Genomic DNA, 15751 nt, shown 5'->3' on the forward strand with positions numbered 1-15751 from the left:
GTGACGAGCTTCGTCGCCGTGGCGGGTCGCTTCGGATGCCTTTCTTTCGGTGATGCCGGCGTTTCGCTCGGCCTTCACCCGTGCGCCGTTTCCTAGTGTCCCGAGTCGTTACGTAGAGCCCGCGGCCACCCGCTAGTAGCGGTGGCCCGCACCGCGCCCGCGGCGTTCCGTCCCCGGCCGAGCCGAAAGTCGCCCCGCATTCCCGGTATCGTTCGATTACGCCGCGCGAGCGCGGCGGCAGCATTTTCTCGCGGCATCCCTTATGCTGCACGGCGATGCGCAGCGCAGCGGGGCATGTTTGCCCCGGCGGCATTCCCGGCCCAGCTGTGCCCGAGCGCGCCCCGTCAGCCCGCGCTTGCCGCGCTCGCCAACCGAACGAGGAACTTGCCATGAGCCGCTTATTCGAGCCGATGACCCTCGGCAATCTTGTCCTGTCCAACCGCATCGTCATCGCGCCGATGTGCCAATACTCGGCCGAAGGCGGCTCGGCAACCGACTGGCACATGATCCACCTCGGCCACCTTGCCCTGTCGGGGGCGGGCATGCTCATTCTCGAGGCAACGGCCGTCTCGCCCGAAGGCCGCATCTCGCCGGGCGACCTCGGCCTTTATTCCGACGAAAACGAAACGGCGCTCGCGCGCGTGCTCAAGGCCGTGCGCACCTATTCGCCGATCGCCGTCGCTATGCAACTCGGCCACGCCGGCCGCAAGGGCTCGAGCCACGCACCGTGGGACGGCGGCGCGCAGATTCGCTCGGACGCGCCGCTCGGATGGAAGACGGTCGCGCCTTCCGCCGTGCCGCACGGTCAGGACGAGGAGCCGCCCGTCATGCTCGATCGCGCGGGCCTCGACAAGGTGCGCAACGATTTCGTGGCCGCCGCGCAGCGGGCGGCGCGGCTTGGCATCGACGGCATCGAAATCCACGCGGCGCACGGCTATCTGCTGCACCAGTTTCTTTCGCCGCTCGCCAATCACCGCGACGACGAGTACGGCGGCAGCCTCGAAAACCGCATGCGCTTTCCGATCGAGGTGTTCGAGGCCGTACGCGCGGCCTTTCCGGCCCAGCGTCCGGTTTGGGCCCGTATTTCGGCGACCGATTGGGTGCCGGGCGGATGGGACATCGATGGCACCGTGGCGCTGTCCCAGGCGTTGAAGGCGCGCGGGTGCGCGGCGATTCACGTGACGACGGGCGGCGTCTCGCCCCAGCAGGCGATCAAGCTCGGCCCCGGCTATCAAGTGCCGTACGCTCAGCGCGTGAAGGCCAACGTGGGCCTGCCGACGATCGCGGTGGGTCTCATCACCGAACCGGAGCAGGCTGAGGCGATCATCGAGAACGGCGAGGCCGACGCCGTGTCGCTCGCGCGCGCGATGCTCTACGATCCGCGCTGGCCGTGGCACGCGGCGGTCGAGCTCGGCGCGCGCGTGCATGCGCCGAAGCAGTACTGGCGCTCGCAGCCGCGCGAATACAAGGACCTATTCATCGATGCCGGGTTCGGGCAACGCTGACGATGCCGGACGATCATCGCTCGCCGCGCAAGCCGCGGCTGCCTCGCATGCCGAAGGTGCCGCGCATGCTGCGCCCACCGCGGCCGCCGCGCTTCCTGGCACGCGTCATCGCGGTGTCCTGGCGCGATCTCGCCGTCTCGACGGGGCCGATCCTCGCGATCTCGGCCGCCGCGATCTGGCTCGCGATTCGTCTGATCCAGCCCGCGCCGCCCAATACGCTGATCATTACGGCCGGGCCGCCCGGCAGCTCGTTTTGGAACGCGGCGCAGCGCTACAAGACGATCCTCGCGCGCAACGGGATCACGCTGAAGGTGCTGCCGTCGGAGGGATCGCTGCAGAACCTCGAGCGGCTGTCCGATCCGAACGTCGACGTTGACGTCGGCTTCGTGCAGAGCGGCGTGACGCTCGCCGCGCAAGCGGCGGCCCCGGGGGCGAGCGCGTCCTCGGCCGGTACCGCGGCGAGCGGGGCTTCCGCGCACGCGGCGAGCACGGTGGGGACCTCATCGGCGACGAACGACGGTGCGGCAAGCGCATCGGCCACGCCTGGCGCAGCGAGCGCGGCGTCAAGAGCGGCCTCTAGTGTGGCGTCGAGCGCGGTGGCCCCAAGTACGGCCTCGAGCGACGATTCCGCCGAGCAACTCGTTTCGCTGGGCAGCGTGTCCTACGTCCCGCTCGTGATCTTCTACGAAGGGCGCGAGCGCTCGCGCTTGTCGGCCTTCGCCGGCGAGCGGATTGCGATCGGCCCCGAGGGCAGCGGCACGCGCGCGCTGGCGCTCGCGCTGCTGCAAGCGAACGGCATCGCGCCGGGCGGGAGTACGGCGCTGTTGCCGCTGACGGGCGAAGCGGCGGCCCGCGCCCTGACGGCGCACGAGATCGATGCCGCGTTCCTGGCCGGCGATTCGGCGCAGCCGCCCGTGATGGCGCGCCTGCTGCGCACGCCGGGCGTGCGGTTGTTCTCGTTCGCCCAGGCGCAGGCCTATGCGCGCCGCTTCCCGTACTTGACCGACATCGAGCTGCCGATGGGCGCGTTCGATCTCGGCAAGAACCTGCCGCCCGCCCCCGTGCACACGGTTGCGCCGACGGCCGAGCTCGTGGCGCGCGATTCGCTGCATCCGGCGTTGTCGGACCTGCTGATCGAAGCGGCCAAGGAGGTGCATGGCCGCGCGAATCTGCTGCAACACGCGGGCGAATTCCCGTCGCCGGTCATGCACGATTTTCCGATCAGCGACGACGCCTCGCGCTATTACAAGTCGGGCAAGAGCTTTTTGTATCGCATGCTGCCGTTCTGGCTGGCCAGTCTCGTCGATCGCTTGATCGTGCTGATCGTGCCGATCGTCGTCGTGCTGATCCCCGGCGCGAAGCTGATTCCATCCCTGTACGCGTGGCGCGTGAAGTCGCGCATCTACCGGTGGTACGGCGCCTTGATCGCAATCGAGCGCTCGGCGCTCGACGACAATGCGACCGATGACGAGCGCGCCGCGTCGCTTGCCAAGCTGGTCGAGATCGAAGCGGCCGTGAACCGGCTCAAGATGCCGCTCTCCTATGCCGATCAGTTCTACGTGCTGCGCGAACATATCGGATTCGTGCGGACGAGACTCGTGCAGGCGTACGACGAGCGCACGCACACCGAGGCGGGCGGCGCGTAAGATGAGTCCGTGCGAACCGGAGATCTTCATGACCCAACCGATCGACGCGGCCTCGCCGCTGTGGTTTTACGACTTCGTGTCGCCGTTCTCGTACCTACTGCTCGAGCAGCACGAAAAGTGGCCGAGCATGCCGTTCTCGCTCGTGCCCGTTTCGGTCTATGCGCTCTATCGGCATTGGGGGCAGCGTCCCGCGAACGAGATCCCGCAAAAGCGCGCGTTCGTGCATCGCCACGCGTTGTTTCGCGCCGAGCAGCTCGGCATCGCGTTCAAGATGCCGCCTGCTCATCCGTTCGATTCGACGAAGGTGCTGCTGCTCGCCGCCGCGATCGAGGCCGATGTGCCCACGGTCTGCACGATCTTCCGCTTCATCTGGCGCGACGGGCGCGATCCGTCGACGCCCGACGGCTTCGCCGATCTGTGCCGGTTGCTGAACTTGCCGCACGGCGAACGGCTCATCGAGCACCCGGACACGAAAGCACGCCTGCAGCGCAATTTCGATAATGCGATCGCGCTCGGCGTATTCGGCGTGCCGACGTTCCGGCTCCATCGGCAACTGTTCTGGGGCGAAGACGCGCTGCCGATGGTGCTCTATTGCGCGCGCTCGCCGGGCTGGCTCGAATCGCCCGAAGTCATGCGCGTGAGCGCGCTGCCGAACGGGATGGCGTCGTGACGCAGCCGACACGCCGCGAGAGCAGAGCGGACCCGATATTCGACGAGGAACGACAGACCGACGCGCTCGACGTCTGGCTGCTGCGCGTGCTGCGCACGCTGCTGACCGAGCGCAGCGTCACGCAAACGGCGCTGCGGCTCAATCAAACGCAGCCCGCGATCAGCACCGCGCTGCGCAAGCTGCGCGAGGTACTGAACGACCCGATTCTCGTGCGCGGCAAATCGGGCATGGTGCCGACCGAATTCGGGGCATCGCTGCTCGGGCCGACGCAACGCGTGCTGCGCGACGTCGATTTCGTCGCCACGCCGCACGGCAATTTCGATCCGGCCGCCACGCGCCGTACGTTCCGTATTGCCGCGCCCGATTACCTGAACGATTTCTTCATGCCGACGCTGATCGCGCGTTTTCGCGAAGCGGCGCCGCAGGCAAGGCTCGAGATCGATTCGCTCAATCCCGCGCTCGATCATGGGGCGGCGCTCGAAGCCGGCGAGCTCGATCTCGTGGTCGGCAATTGGCCGAAGCCCGACGCGCGCTTCGCGCGCAGCGATCTGTTCAGCGATACGGTGGTGTGCATGATGCGCGCCGATCATCCGCTCGCGCGCGAGCCGCTGACGCGCGAGGCTTATCTGGCGGCCGCGCATCTGGCACCCACGCCGTATAGCGGGGCGCGGCGCAACGCGATCGAGATCGGTCTCGCGCGGGCGGGGGTCGCGCGGCACATCGTGACGACGCTGCCGTACTTCGGGCTCGTGCCGCAGGTGCTGCTGCATTCCGATCTGATCTTCACGACGACGCGCCGCTTCGCCACGCACTATGCGCGCATGCTGCCGCTTGCCGTGTGCGATGCGCCGATCCCGTTTCCGCGCATCAAGTGCTATCAGCTCTGGCATCCGCAGCCCGACCGGCCGCACGACGTCGCGTGGCTGCGCACGCTCGTCGACGAGGTGTCGGAACAGTTGACCGTGCGTTCGCGCCAAAAGGGAGACTGAGCAGCGCAGTGCAGGCGAAGGGAGCGCGAGCCTGGCCGTAACGGCGCACGTCCGTCCCTCTCAGTGTTGTCTCGCGCGCCGCCGTTCGGTGATTCGATACTCGGTCGGCGAAATCGACAACCGTTTGCGGAATATCTTGGCGAGTCCGTCGCCGCTGCCGACGCCGCAGCGGCGCGCGATCTTGTCGACGGGCAGATCGGTCGCGACGAGCAGCGAGCAACTCGCGTCGAGCCGCGCTCGCAGCAAGTACTCGGATGGGGTGATGCCGATCTGCGATTTGAAGCGTCGCAAGAAGCTGCGCTCGCTCATCGATGCCACTTCCGCCGCCTTGGCCACCGAGATCGGTTGGCCGTAGTTCTCGCGGATCCAGCGCGCGGCGGTATCGATCTTTTCGCGGGTGCCGCCTTCGTCGAGTTCGCCCAGCACCGCGCCGAGCCTGCGCCATGCGCCCGGCGCCGATCGGTCCGCGATCGCGCGTGCCGCTTGGGTGCCGCGGTCGCGTTTGACGATCGAGAGTGCCGCGGCAACGGGCCCGAGCGGATCGTCGAGCGCGACGGTATGCTCGCCGTGCGTTGCCGCATAGGGGGCATGGGCCGCGGCCACTGCCCCAAGCGCGAGCGGCGCGCCCGCTGCCGGGTCGGCCTTGCCGTTTGTCGCCACCGCCGCCGCCGCGGCCACGATCGCGCCACCTTCGCCGATCGCCTTGACCACGCGCGTGTGCTGCATCGCGGCGCGCAGGCGGCGCAGGAACGATTCGTCGGCCGTGAGCCGTGCGGCGCCGCTTCCGCCGGGAACGAACAGCGCGTGCAAGCCCGACGCCGCATAGGCATCGAGATTGTCGGACCAGACGCGCATCGTCGCGCTGCTCGCGATGCTGCCGCCCGTGCCCGATACGACGACGATCGCATAGGGTTCCGCCGCCTCGCGCACGCCGATCGGCCGCCGTCCAATGAGCGGCCCGTACCCGCCGCTCGTGCTTTCCTCCGGGCGTTCATCCGCGCTTGCGGATGCTCCGCCCCGAGGTGGGCCGCCTGAGAGCCAAGGCGACGGCGCAGGCTCGATGCGCACACGTTCGCCCTCGATCTCGTCGGCGAGCCGGAACACTTCCGCGATGGAACTCGCTTCGACGAGCGAAAACCCGTCGAAGATGAGGATAGCGATGCGTTTGGCCATGGAGGGGGAGTGGAGCGCCGCTGCGCGCTCGCAAAGCACGCGATGCGAGTCCAATGCGTCGCATGGTATGCGCGGGCGGCGCGCGTACCGTCACCGAGTCGGAAAAACGCGAGATGTTGTCAGATGGCTTCGATACTGCGACAGGCGAGGCATCGGCGATCGTCTGCCGTTGCGGCCTTCACGCTCGCCCTTCATTTGGCGACGTAGCCGGCCGGCACGGTGACGTTCGCTCGCATGGCCGCCGCATTGCCGGAGACGACATAGATCGGCGATTCGGTCAGCGTGAGCGCGACACGGCCGTTGCGATAGGGCAGCTCGGCAGCGTTGCCCATCGCGTCGAATACGGTCACGCGTCCCGACGCGCCGGTGGCATCGACTTGCAGCGTGTACGGCGCGCCGTCGGTCTCGCTGAAGCCCGACGTCGCGTTCCAATGGGCGTTCTCGTGCATCCAAAGAGCGGTGACGATCTTGCCGCCGTTCAGCCGTTGGAACGCATAGCCGTAGACGCCGGCCGGGACGTTGTTCAGATAGCCGAGCGTCGTGGTGCCGTCGACGATGCGCGTCATCGCGGCGACGGTCATGGCCGCCGGCTTCGGGCTGATGTCGCTCGCGCCGTAGGCGCCGTTCGTGTGTTCGAGATCGAAGAACAGGCCGTATCCTGGCGGCGACTCGGGGATGTCGGACGAATAGAAGACATAGGTCATGTCGGCGCCTTCGCCGAGCAGGATCAGGTGCGTGCGCGCGACGACGGCGCCTTGGGCGAACAGCACGTTCTGCGTGGGATAGTCGCTGCCGTATTTCGAGCCGATGTCGTAGCTGATGCCCGTTTCGGTGACGAAGAGCTTTGCGCCGGGCTTGAGCATGCGCGTCATCGTGGCGCGCAATTCACGCATCGACGCGGGTAGGGCGTTGGCGGCCGTCGCCGGATCGGAGTCGGTCGCGAGGCGCTCGGGCGGATGCGAGGGCGAGGTGCCCACGTCGTAGTAGCCGTGAATCGTCAGACCGTCGAGATACCGGCCGATGCCGAGCGGCGCGAGGCGTTTCAACCAGTGCGCGTTCTCTCGCACGGATGCGTTCGTCGGGCCCATTACGACCGCCTGCGGATCGGTTGCGTGGATCGCCTCGTAGGTCGCGCGATACAGATCGACGAAATGCGCGTCGGTATCGCGCCACGGCAGGCCGCCGTCGTAGTCGGGCTCCCAGGTGACCTGGTAATAGTTGCTCGATTGATCGGGAAAATAGGCGGCGCGGATCTGAGCCGAATCGGCGCCGACGCGGCTCAGGTAGCTGCGGTAGGCCGCCTCGGAGACGGGCGCGTAGCTGTGCGTTGGCGCGCCGGTCGGGCTGGCCCAGCCGGGAATGCCGTCGAGCTGGATCAGCCGCATGAGGTCGCCCCGGCGGAAATACGGCGCGAGCGTGTCGCGCCCGGGCTCGAACGTGTCGGGCCGCTCGGGCTCCTCGATGTACCAATTGCGCGTGTCGTTGGCCCACGACAATCCCAGTGCCGGATAGAGCGGACGATAGCCGTCGCCGTCGCAGCATCGTTGCCCGGGGAGCAGATAGTTCGCGCCTTGGCCGCCGAAGCGGTGCTGGTCTTCGTGCGCATACGAAACGCTCGGCAACGCGGCTGAGACGTCGGGCAGCACACCGAACGTCGCGATGCCCGCGGGTCGGGTGCCGCGTCGCGGCAGCCGCTGGCCGCCGTGAACGAGCGAGGCGATCACGGCGAAGTAGCCCGCGCGCGACGACGTGCAGCGCAGCGTGAAAGTCTGTGTGCCGGCGTCCACGTTCAGCCGCCCGGCCGCGCGCACGAGGTTCCAGGCATCGCGTATCTGCCAATCGACGGTATCGGCTTTCGGTGTCCGTGCCGTGAGCGTCACGGTGAATGGCACGCCGAGCGCGAACAGGCGTGTGCCGTCGCTGCCGGGCGTGTCGGCATCGATGCCGTCGCCGAGCATATGGGCTTGCGTTTGCGTGTCGGAAGCGGGGGATGCGGCCGATGGCATCGCGCAACTGAGCGTGCCGTGGGTCGGCAGCGTACTGGTGAAGACGGCGGACGCCGCGGCGTCGGATGCGGTTTCGCCGCGCTTCGCGTCGGAATCGGTGCGCCCGCATGCCGCGAGCGAAACGCAGAGTAGGAGCGCAACGGCGGCGAAGGTGAAGCAGGCGCGGCGCGGGCTGCAGCGCACGCCGATGCGCGACAGCCCTCGTGCCGTCGCGGTGTGCGCCGCGCGGCGGAGGCCGCGTTCGTTCTCTGCGCGAACGGCAAGGATAGCGGGGAGCATGAGTCGAATCGGGCCGATGTGCGACCCCAGACTCCACCATGCAACACCCGCTGTGTCCGTGGTCGACCGAACGGAACGGGGGCGACCGCGGGTCGGGCCGCGCTGCCGGCATTGCTTGGCAGCACTCGACAGTCCTTGGCGGCCCGAACCGGGGCGCGGTATTTCTTAGTAGTCCTTACTGTCTGACGTAACCCGACGGCACCGTTACATTGGCTTTCATCACCGATGCATTCGTCGAGACGACGTAGATCGGCGACTCGGTCAGCGTGAGCGCGATTTGGCCATTGCTGTAAGGCAGGCTGGCGGCGTTGCCCATGGCGTCGAGCACGGTCACGCTTCCCGAGGTCCCGGCCGCATCGACTTGCAGCGTGTACGGCACGTTGTAGGTCGTGCTGAAGCCCGACGTCGTGTTCCAGTACGCATTGTTGTGCGTCCAAAGGGCGGTGACGATCTTGCCGCCGTTCAGCCTTTGAAAGGCGTACCCGTAGACGCCGGCCGGTACCGTGTTCAGATAGCCGAGCGTGGTCGTGCCGTCGATGATGCGCGTCATCGCGGCGACTTCCATCGCAGCCGGCTTCGGGCTGATGTTGCTCGCGCCGTAGGTGCCGTTCGCATCGTTCAGATCGAAGAACATGCCGTAGCCGGGCGGCGAATCGGGCGTGTCCGACGAATAGAAGATGTAGCTCATGTCGGCGCCTTCGCCGAGCAAGATCAGATGCGTACGCGCGACGACCGCCCCGTGCGCGAACAGCACGTTCGGCGTCGGATAGTTGGGGCCGTACGAGGTGCCCGCGTCGTAGCTGATGCCCGTTTCGGTGACGAAGAGTTTGGCACCCGGCTTGAGCATTTGCGTCATCGTGCCGCGCAGCTCGCGCATCGATGCGGGCAGGGCGTTGGCGGCCGTCGCCGGATCGGGGTCGGTCGCGAGGCGCTCGGGCGGATGCGAGGGCGACGTGCCGGCATCGTAATAGCCGTGAATCGTCAGACCGTCGAGATACTGGGCGAGGCCGAGCGGCGCGAGCCGCTTGAGCCACGCGGTATTGGTACGCACCATCGTGGCCGTCACGCCCATGACGACGGCGTTCGGATCGGTCGAATGCAGGCCGGTGTAAGCCGCCTGATACATGGCGACGAAGTTCGCGTCCGTGTCTTTCCATTGCGTTGGACCGCCGCCGTCGGGCTCCCAGGTGATCTGGTAGTAGTTGTGCGATTGGTTGGGGAAGTAAGCGGCGCGAATCTGCGCCGAATCGGTACCGACGCGGCTCGCATAGTTCTGGAAGGCCGGCTCCGACGTCGGCGCATACCCCTCGGTTTGCGCGCCTGTCGGGCTCGCCCAACCCGGAATGCCGTCGAGCTGGATCAGCCGCATGATGTCGCCCGGCTTGAAATACGACGCCAGCGTATTCGTGCCGGGGGCGAACGTGTTCGCCCCGTTCGGCTCTTCGATGTACCAGTTGCGCGTGTCGTTGGCCCACGACAACCCGAGATCGGGGTCGAGCGGCCGGTAGCCGTCACCGCTGCAGCAGGTCTGGCCCGGCTCCAGGTAATCGGTGCCTTGGCCGCCGAAGCGGTGCTGGTCTTCGTACGCATAGGCGACGGCCGGTAGCGTCGACGATACGTCGGGCCGCACGCCGAACGTCGCGATGCCAGCCGGCCGCGTGCCGAGCGAGGCGAGCGCGGTGCCGGACGAGACGAGCGAGGCCGATACCGAAAAGTAGCCGGCGAGGGTGGACGAGCAACTGAGCGTCACCGTCTGCGCGCCGGAATTGACCGGGAAGTGTCCGCTGGCGCGCACGACGTTCCAATCGTCGAGCACCTGCCACGACACCGTATCGCTTTGCGCGGCCCGCGTCGTGATCGCGAGATTGAACGCGCTGTTCAATGCGAACGTGCGTGTGCCGTCGCTGCCGGGCGTATCGGCCTCGATCGTCGCACCCGTGCCGGCGGCGCTCGTCGGCGCCGACGGCTGGCCGCAGGTCAACGTCTCGCCGCCCGCGGCGACGATCGGCGTGGTCGAGGCCGGGGCCACGTTTTGCGTGCTAGCGCTGTTGCTCGATGCGGCGTTCGAAGGGGTTCCCGTGCCTGAGCCGCCCCCGCCGCTGCACGCGGTCAAGAGCGAAAGAAAGGCGGCGGCCGCGCATCGCTGCAGATGCGTGCGGCGGGCGTGAAGCGGTAAGGGTTGCGTCATCGATCGTGGTCGTGTTCGGTGCGCCGAGGCTTCGCGATAGGCAAAGGAAGGGCGCCGCGCGTCGGCAAGGCGATGCGCGTGGGGCCGCCGAAGGCGACATCAATGGGAGAGGCGCGCGCCGAAGCCGCGCTGTGGTCTAACGAAACGCTGATTTCATACGAATCGTTGGGCGAGAGACTACAAGCTTTGCGGTACTTTTAGGAGCGTTCAATCTAGTCGATTTGCGCACGCCGCGATGGCGGATTTTTACGCTCGCGCGGGTCGGGGTCCGCTGAGTACGGGCGATCCTGCACGAATCGCCCGACGAATGCGCGCCCGGCATGCGGTAGGCATTACCGCTTTGCGCGCGGTGCGCGAACGGATGTCGGCGCTCTCCGGGACTCGATGAACAGGCGCTGACGCGCTTGCATGCTGCGCCGCGGCGCGCAGGCCGCCGCGCATCGATGGTCTATCGCCCGTTTTCGAATGACCATCGGATGAAAAATAGAAATACATATCTTCAAAAATTCTTAATCGGTAATTGAGAAATTCAATCAAACGAAAATGAATCATGAATGAAACATGCAATGAAATTGTTTCGCTCGATTTTTGATAATAGGAAAGACGAAACGGCGAACGAAGTGCCGCCCTGATCCGCCAACTATCTGTCTTCTGTTGTCCGTCAATGTGGTCTCAACAACACAGCGATGGCGGAGCAGCGTCTATCGTCCCACTTGTATCCTCTCGTGCGTACGCATGCTTGCTCGCCGCTCGGACGCAGCGAACATGCGGCGGCGCGCACGGTTGCGATCGGCTCGTTCGAAGCCGGCATCTTCAAGATCACCTTGGCCTATAAGACGAATCGGGGAAGCTGCGCGTTTGAGACGCATTGCGCTCGGCATGGGTTTTGCCGAGACGGCTTGGCGCTTTTCGGCTAATTGCCGGGTGAAAGCGACGGGTTTCATGATGATTTGTCCGATTTGCCCAGGCATGGGCGACGGGCCGTAAACATCGGCTAAAGCATTAGGCGGTATCCGCCGGAATCTATCCGACAAGATGTCGCCGAATTACGTCACGGTATCCGCAGCGCGCATCGGTACTGCCTACGATGCACTGCACCGCGAGACGATCTGCGCCATGCCGGCAACGATTCGTGAGGGAAATGTCATGCCTTACGCGAGTACCGAACCCGCACTCATGGGATGGTGGCGCGCTCGTGCGCAAAACGCGCCGAGCGCCACGCGGCGGATCGCGATCGTGCTGTTCGACGGCTTTTCGCTGCTCGGCGCCGGTCTTGTTGCCGAAGTCTTCCACGTGGCCAACGAGCTCGCCGCGACGCTCGTCAATCGTTCGCATGCCTACGACATTTCGTTCCTGTCGGCGGAGGGCGGCAACGTGCGTTGTGCCTCCTCGGTGCGCGTATGGACCGACGGCCTCGATGCGCGCCACTACACCGGTTTCGACGCTTTGTTCATCGCCGGCGGCAAGGGCGCGCACGCGGCTGCGAGCGATGAGCGGTTGATCGGTTGGCTGCGTCGCGTACAGACGAAGACGGCCAACATCCGCTCGATCGGCGAGGGCAGTTTGCTGCTCGACGCGGCCGGCATAGACGGAGTCGACCGGATCTATCACTTCGGCTCCTATTTGCGGCAGGCCCATCGCGAGGACGAATCGCTCGACACCGACGAGCGGCTCGAACCGATGAAGGGCGCGCTGTCGATGGTCAAGCGCGACCTCGGCCTGGACGTTGCGCGCGGCGTCGCCGAGCGGCTGATGCCGGGCTCGAGCGCGCGCTTCGTGCCGCTGCTCGGCGATGGCGGGGCGGCCAGCGCCGGCGACAAGATTCGCACGGCCGCACGCTGGCTGCAGGACAACTGCGAGCGCCCCATTTCGATCGCCGACGCCGCGCAGGTGGCCGCGATGAGCGAGCGCAATTTCCTGCGCCGCTTCAAGCTCGAACTCGGCATGACGCCGTCGGACTATCTGTTGCAAGCGCGTTTGGCGATCACCTGCAGTTTGCTGGTCGATTCGGAATTGCCCGTCGACAAGATCGCGCGCCGCAGCGGCATGGGCAACGGCGATCGTCTTGCGAAGATCTTCCGTAAGCGGATGATGATCTCGCCGACCGAGTTTCGGATGCAAAGCCGCCGCACGAGCGGCGGTTGAGCGAGGAGCATCGGCATGCGGTTCGATCTGCGACGATACGAGCACGCCGGTGGCACGCGCGGTGCGCCGCCGCTCGCCGCGGCGAGCTTGCCCGAGGCGCGCGCCGCCGAGAACGACAAGAGCGAAGCGCGCGCGGCGCCGAGTGCAGCCATGCGTCCGAACCCCGCGCTAGCGCCCTGTCGGCGCCTGATTCCGGTCGTGCTCGCGGGCGGCTCCGGTACGCGCTTGTGGCCGATGTCGCGCGAGCACTACCCCAAGCAGCTCATCGACGTCATCGGCCCGGGTTCGCTGCTGCAAGCCACCGTCCGCCGCATGGACGGCTTCCCCGAGGGTTGGGATGTGGCCGACGCGCCGCTCGTCGTCTGCGGCGACGAGCACGGCTTCATCATCGACGAGCAATTGCGCGCGAGCGGCGTGACGCCGCGCTTGATCGTGGAGCCCGCAAGACGCGATACCGCTCCGGCGCTGACGCTCGCCGCGATGCTCGTGCGCGAGCGCGACGGCAGCGGCGACGGCACCGAAGATGCGATCCTCGTCGTGATGCCGGCCGACCACGCGATCGCCGACGTGAAGGCGTTGCAGCGAGCCGTCGAATTGGCCGCCCGGCATGCGCAGCGCGGCGAGATCGCGACGCTCGGCGTGCCGCCGACGCGTCCCGACACGGGCTTCGGTTATGTGCGCATCGGCGAGCCGCTCCGCGACGGTGCCCACAGGATCGATCGCTTCGTCGAAAAGCCGCCCGCCGAATTGGCCGCGCAGTACGTCGCGGATGGCACCTATTGGTGGAACAGCGGCATCTTCGTGATGCGCGCATCGGTGTGGCTCGAAGCGCTCCGGCGCGTCCAGCCCGAAATGCACGCGGCGTGTCGCGCGGCCGTTGCCGAAGGCGCGACACACGGTGCGCGCTTCGATCCTGCGGCGAGCGCGTTCGAGCGGGCGCCGGCCGATTCGATCGACTACGCGGTGATGGAGCGCCTGGGCCGTCCCGACGCGCCGTGCACAGGCGTCGTCGTGCCGCTCGAGGCGGGCTGGTCCGACCTCGGTTCATGGGATGCGGTCTGGGACGCGCTCGGCAAAGACGACGACGGCAACGTCGCGCGCGGGCGCGTCGTGTTCGAGGGGGCCACCTCCACGTTCGCGCACGCGGAGAGCCGCCTCGTCGCCTGCGTCGGCACGACGAACGTCGTGGTCGTGGAAACGCCCGATGCGGTGCTCGTGGCCGATCGCTCGCACGTGCAGCGCGTCAAGGGCCTCGTCGCGCGCATCAAGGCCGAGCATGCGCCCGAGGCCGAGATCCATCGGAAAGTGCGTCGTCCGTGGGGCTTTTACGACTCGATCGATCACGGCGACCGCTTTCAGGTCAAGCGCATCGTCGTGGCGCCGGGTGCGCGCCTCTCGCTGCAGATGCATCACCATCGCGCCGAGCATTGGGTCGTCGTGCGCGGCACGGCGCTCGTGACGCGCGGCGACGAAGAGTTTCTTTTGAGCGAGAACGAATCGACGTTCATTCCGCTCGGCGTGCGACACCGGCTCGGCAATCCGGGCAAGGTGCCGCTCGAAATCATCGAAGTGCAGTCGGGCGCTTATCTCGGCGAGGACGACATCGTGCGCTTCGAAGACAACTACGGCCGCTGTCCGAGTGATAGGGCGAACCCGTGAGGGTAGGGGAAGCCCGGTTCGTTGCGGAGTGAGCAAATGCGTGAGATTCAAGGCTTGCTGGCTCGTTTGTCCGACGTCGCGCTCGTGCTCGCGGCGGCGGCGCTGGCCTCGCAGATCCGTTTCGCCGGAGGCGGACAGCACGATTTCATCGCGCCGTTCGTCGTGCTGACGGCCGCCTGCGTGCTCGTGCTCTTTCCGGCATTCGGCGTCTATGACTCGTGGCGGGGCCGCGCGAAGCGCATGTTGGCGGGACAGGTCGCGCTCGCGTGGCTGGTCGTGCAAGCGTGCGCGTTGACGGCGATGTTCTCGCTGCGCGAGATCGACTACGTGTCGCGATTGTGGTTCGTCTATTGGAGCGCGCTCGCGGGTGCGCTGCTGATCGGCTACCGGCTTGCGGCGCATGCCGTGCTCGCTCGTTTGCGCCACGCCGGCATCAACCTGCATCAAGTGGCGATCGTCGGCGCGGGGACGCACTGCGCGTCCATCCTGCGGCGGATCGAGGCGGCGCCGGCCACGGGTTTTCGGGCCGCGGCCGTCTACGTGCCGCACCCCGAGGCGCCGCTCGTCGTCGATGATGGGGCCGAGCCGAATCCGCGGCGCTTCACCGATCTCGACGCCTTCGCGCGCTATGTGCGCGGCAGCGATCTGCACGAAGTATGGCTCGCGCTGCCGCTGTCGGAGGAGCGCACGATTTTGCGCGTCGTCGGCGAGTTTCGCGACGATCTCGTCAACATTCGATTCATGCCGGACGTGCGCTCGCTCGCCTTATTCGAGAGCGGCGGCGTGATCGATCTGCTCGGCGTGCCGGCCATCAATCTCGTCGCGTCGCCGATGTCGCCGAGCGCGCTGCTCGTGAAGGAAATCTTCGATCGCGTCTTCGCCGCCTGCGCGCTGATCGGGATCGCGCCGCTGCTCATCGCGATCGCGCTGGCCGTGAAGCTCTCGTCGCCGGGCCCGGTGCTGTTCAAGCAAAAGCGCAAGGGCGCGGACGGACGCGTCTTCACGATCTACAAGTTCCGCTCGATGCGCATGCACGCCGAGCCGCCCGGCGTCCTGCACCAGGCGGTGCACCACGACCCGCGCGTGACGACGCTCGGCGCGTTCCTGCGCCGCACGAGTCTCGATGAGCTGCCGCAGTTTTTCAACGTGCTGCGCGGCGATATGTCGGTGGTCGGCCCGCGTCCGCATGCGCTCGAGCATGACGATCTGTATCGCAAGGTCGTCGCCGGCTACATCCATCGATATCGGATCAAGCCCGGCATCACGGGCTGGGCGCAGATCAACGGCTATCGCGGCGAAACCGACCGCATCGAAAAGATGGAGCGGCGCGTGGCACACGATCTCTATTACCTCGGCAATTGGTCGTTCGGCCTGGACATGCGGATCATCGCGGCGACGGTCGTGAAGGGGTTTACGCACAGCAATGCCTACTAGCGCCGCAGCTTGCGCAGCGCACGTCACGAAGACACGAATAACCGGCATGGAGGACAT

General features: G+C 66.9%; 10 protein-coding genes. 7 read left to right on the forward strand and 3 right to left on the reverse strand.

What is annotated here, in order from left to right; translation table 11 throughout:
* Positions 1–389: 389 nt before the first annotated feature.
* The 4 genes from J3485_RS04325 to J3485_RS04340 all read left to right on the forward strand — a co-directional run bounded on the left by J3485_RS04325 (position 390) and on the right by J3485_RS04340 (position 4810).
* The gene (locus tag J3485_RS04325) at positions 390–1505 is read left to right on the forward strand and encodes an NADH:flavin oxidoreductase/NADH oxidase (RefSeq protein WP_206951330.1); all 1116 of its coding nucleotides are present in this window, start codon (positions 390–392) and stop codon (positions 1503–1505) included.
* A 65-nt stretch (positions 1506–1570) separates the two neighbouring features.
* Positions 1571–3151, forward strand: a complete 1581-nt coding sequence (locus J3485_RS04330) for a TAXI family TRAP transporter solute-binding subunit (protein ID WP_206951331.1) — start codon at positions 1571–1573, stop codon at positions 3149–3151.
* A gap of 28 nt (positions 3152–3179) precedes the next feature.
* Positions 3180–3821, forward strand: a complete 642-nt coding sequence (locus J3485_RS04335; RefSeq protein WP_206951332.1) for a DsbA family protein — start codon at positions 3180–3182, stop codon at positions 3819–3821.
* Between the two features lie 35 nt (positions 3822–3856).
* Positions 3857–4810: a LysR substrate-binding domain-containing protein gene (locus tag J3485_RS04340; RefSeq protein ID WP_206955636.1), complete on the forward strand. Its 954-nt coding sequence runs from the start codon at positions 3857–3859 to the stop codon at positions 4808–4810.
* A 60-nt stretch (positions 4811–4870) separates the two neighbouring features.
* Here the strand turns inward: J3485_RS04340 and J3485_RS04345 are convergent, their stop codons facing one another.
* From J3485_RS04345 to J3485_RS04355, 3 genes are all read right to left on the reverse strand, one after another.
* Positions 4871–5983, reverse strand: a complete 1113-nt coding sequence (locus tag J3485_RS04345) for a helix-turn-helix domain-containing protein (protein ID WP_206951333.1) — start codon at positions 5981–5983, stop codon at positions 4871–4873.
* 191 nt (positions 5984–6174) lie between these two features.
* On the reverse strand, positions 6175–8268 hold the full coding sequence (locus J3485_RS04350) for a hypothetical protein (RefSeq protein WP_242538477.1): 2094 nt from the start codon (positions 8266–8268) through the stop codon (positions 6175–6177).
* Between the two features lie 175 nt (positions 8269–8443).
* Positions 8444–10456 carry a hypothetical protein gene (locus J3485_RS04355; RefSeq protein WP_242538478.1) on the reverse strand — a complete coding sequence of 671 codons (2013 nt, stop codon included), beginning with the start codon at positions 10454–10456 and terminating at the stop codon, positions 8444–8446.
* A gap of 1146 nt (positions 10457–11602) precedes the next feature.
* Between J3485_RS04355 and J3485_RS04360 the strand changes: the two genes are divergently transcribed.
* The 3 genes from J3485_RS04360 to J3485_RS04370 all read left to right on the forward strand — a co-directional run bounded on the left by J3485_RS04360 (position 11603) and on the right by J3485_RS04370 (position 15694).
* Positions 11603–12601 (forward strand): GlxA family transcriptional regulator, encoded by a 999-nt coding sequence (locus J3485_RS04360; protein ID WP_206951335.1) that lies wholly within the window; start codon positions 11603–11605, stop codon positions 12599–12601.
* Positions 12602–12751: 150 nt separating this feature from the next.
* The gene (locus J3485_RS04365; RefSeq protein ID WP_206955639.1) at positions 12752–14260 is read left to right on the forward strand and encodes a mannose-1-phosphate guanylyltransferase/mannose-6-phosphate isomerase; all 1509 of its coding nucleotides are present in this window, start codon (positions 12752–12754) and stop codon (positions 14258–14260) included.
* Between the two features lie 36 nt (positions 14261–14296).
* Positions 14297–15694 (forward strand): undecaprenyl-phosphate glucose phosphotransferase, encoded by a 1398-nt coding sequence (locus J3485_RS04370; protein ID WP_206951336.1) that lies wholly within the window; start codon positions 14297–14299, stop codon positions 15692–15694.
* Positions 15695–15751: the final 57 nt, after the last annotated feature.

This window comes from Trinickia acidisoli (assembly GCF_017315725.1).
Taxonomy (GTDB): Bacteria; Pseudomonadota; Gammaproteobacteria; order Burkholderiales; family Burkholderiaceae; genus Trinickia; species Trinickia acidisoli.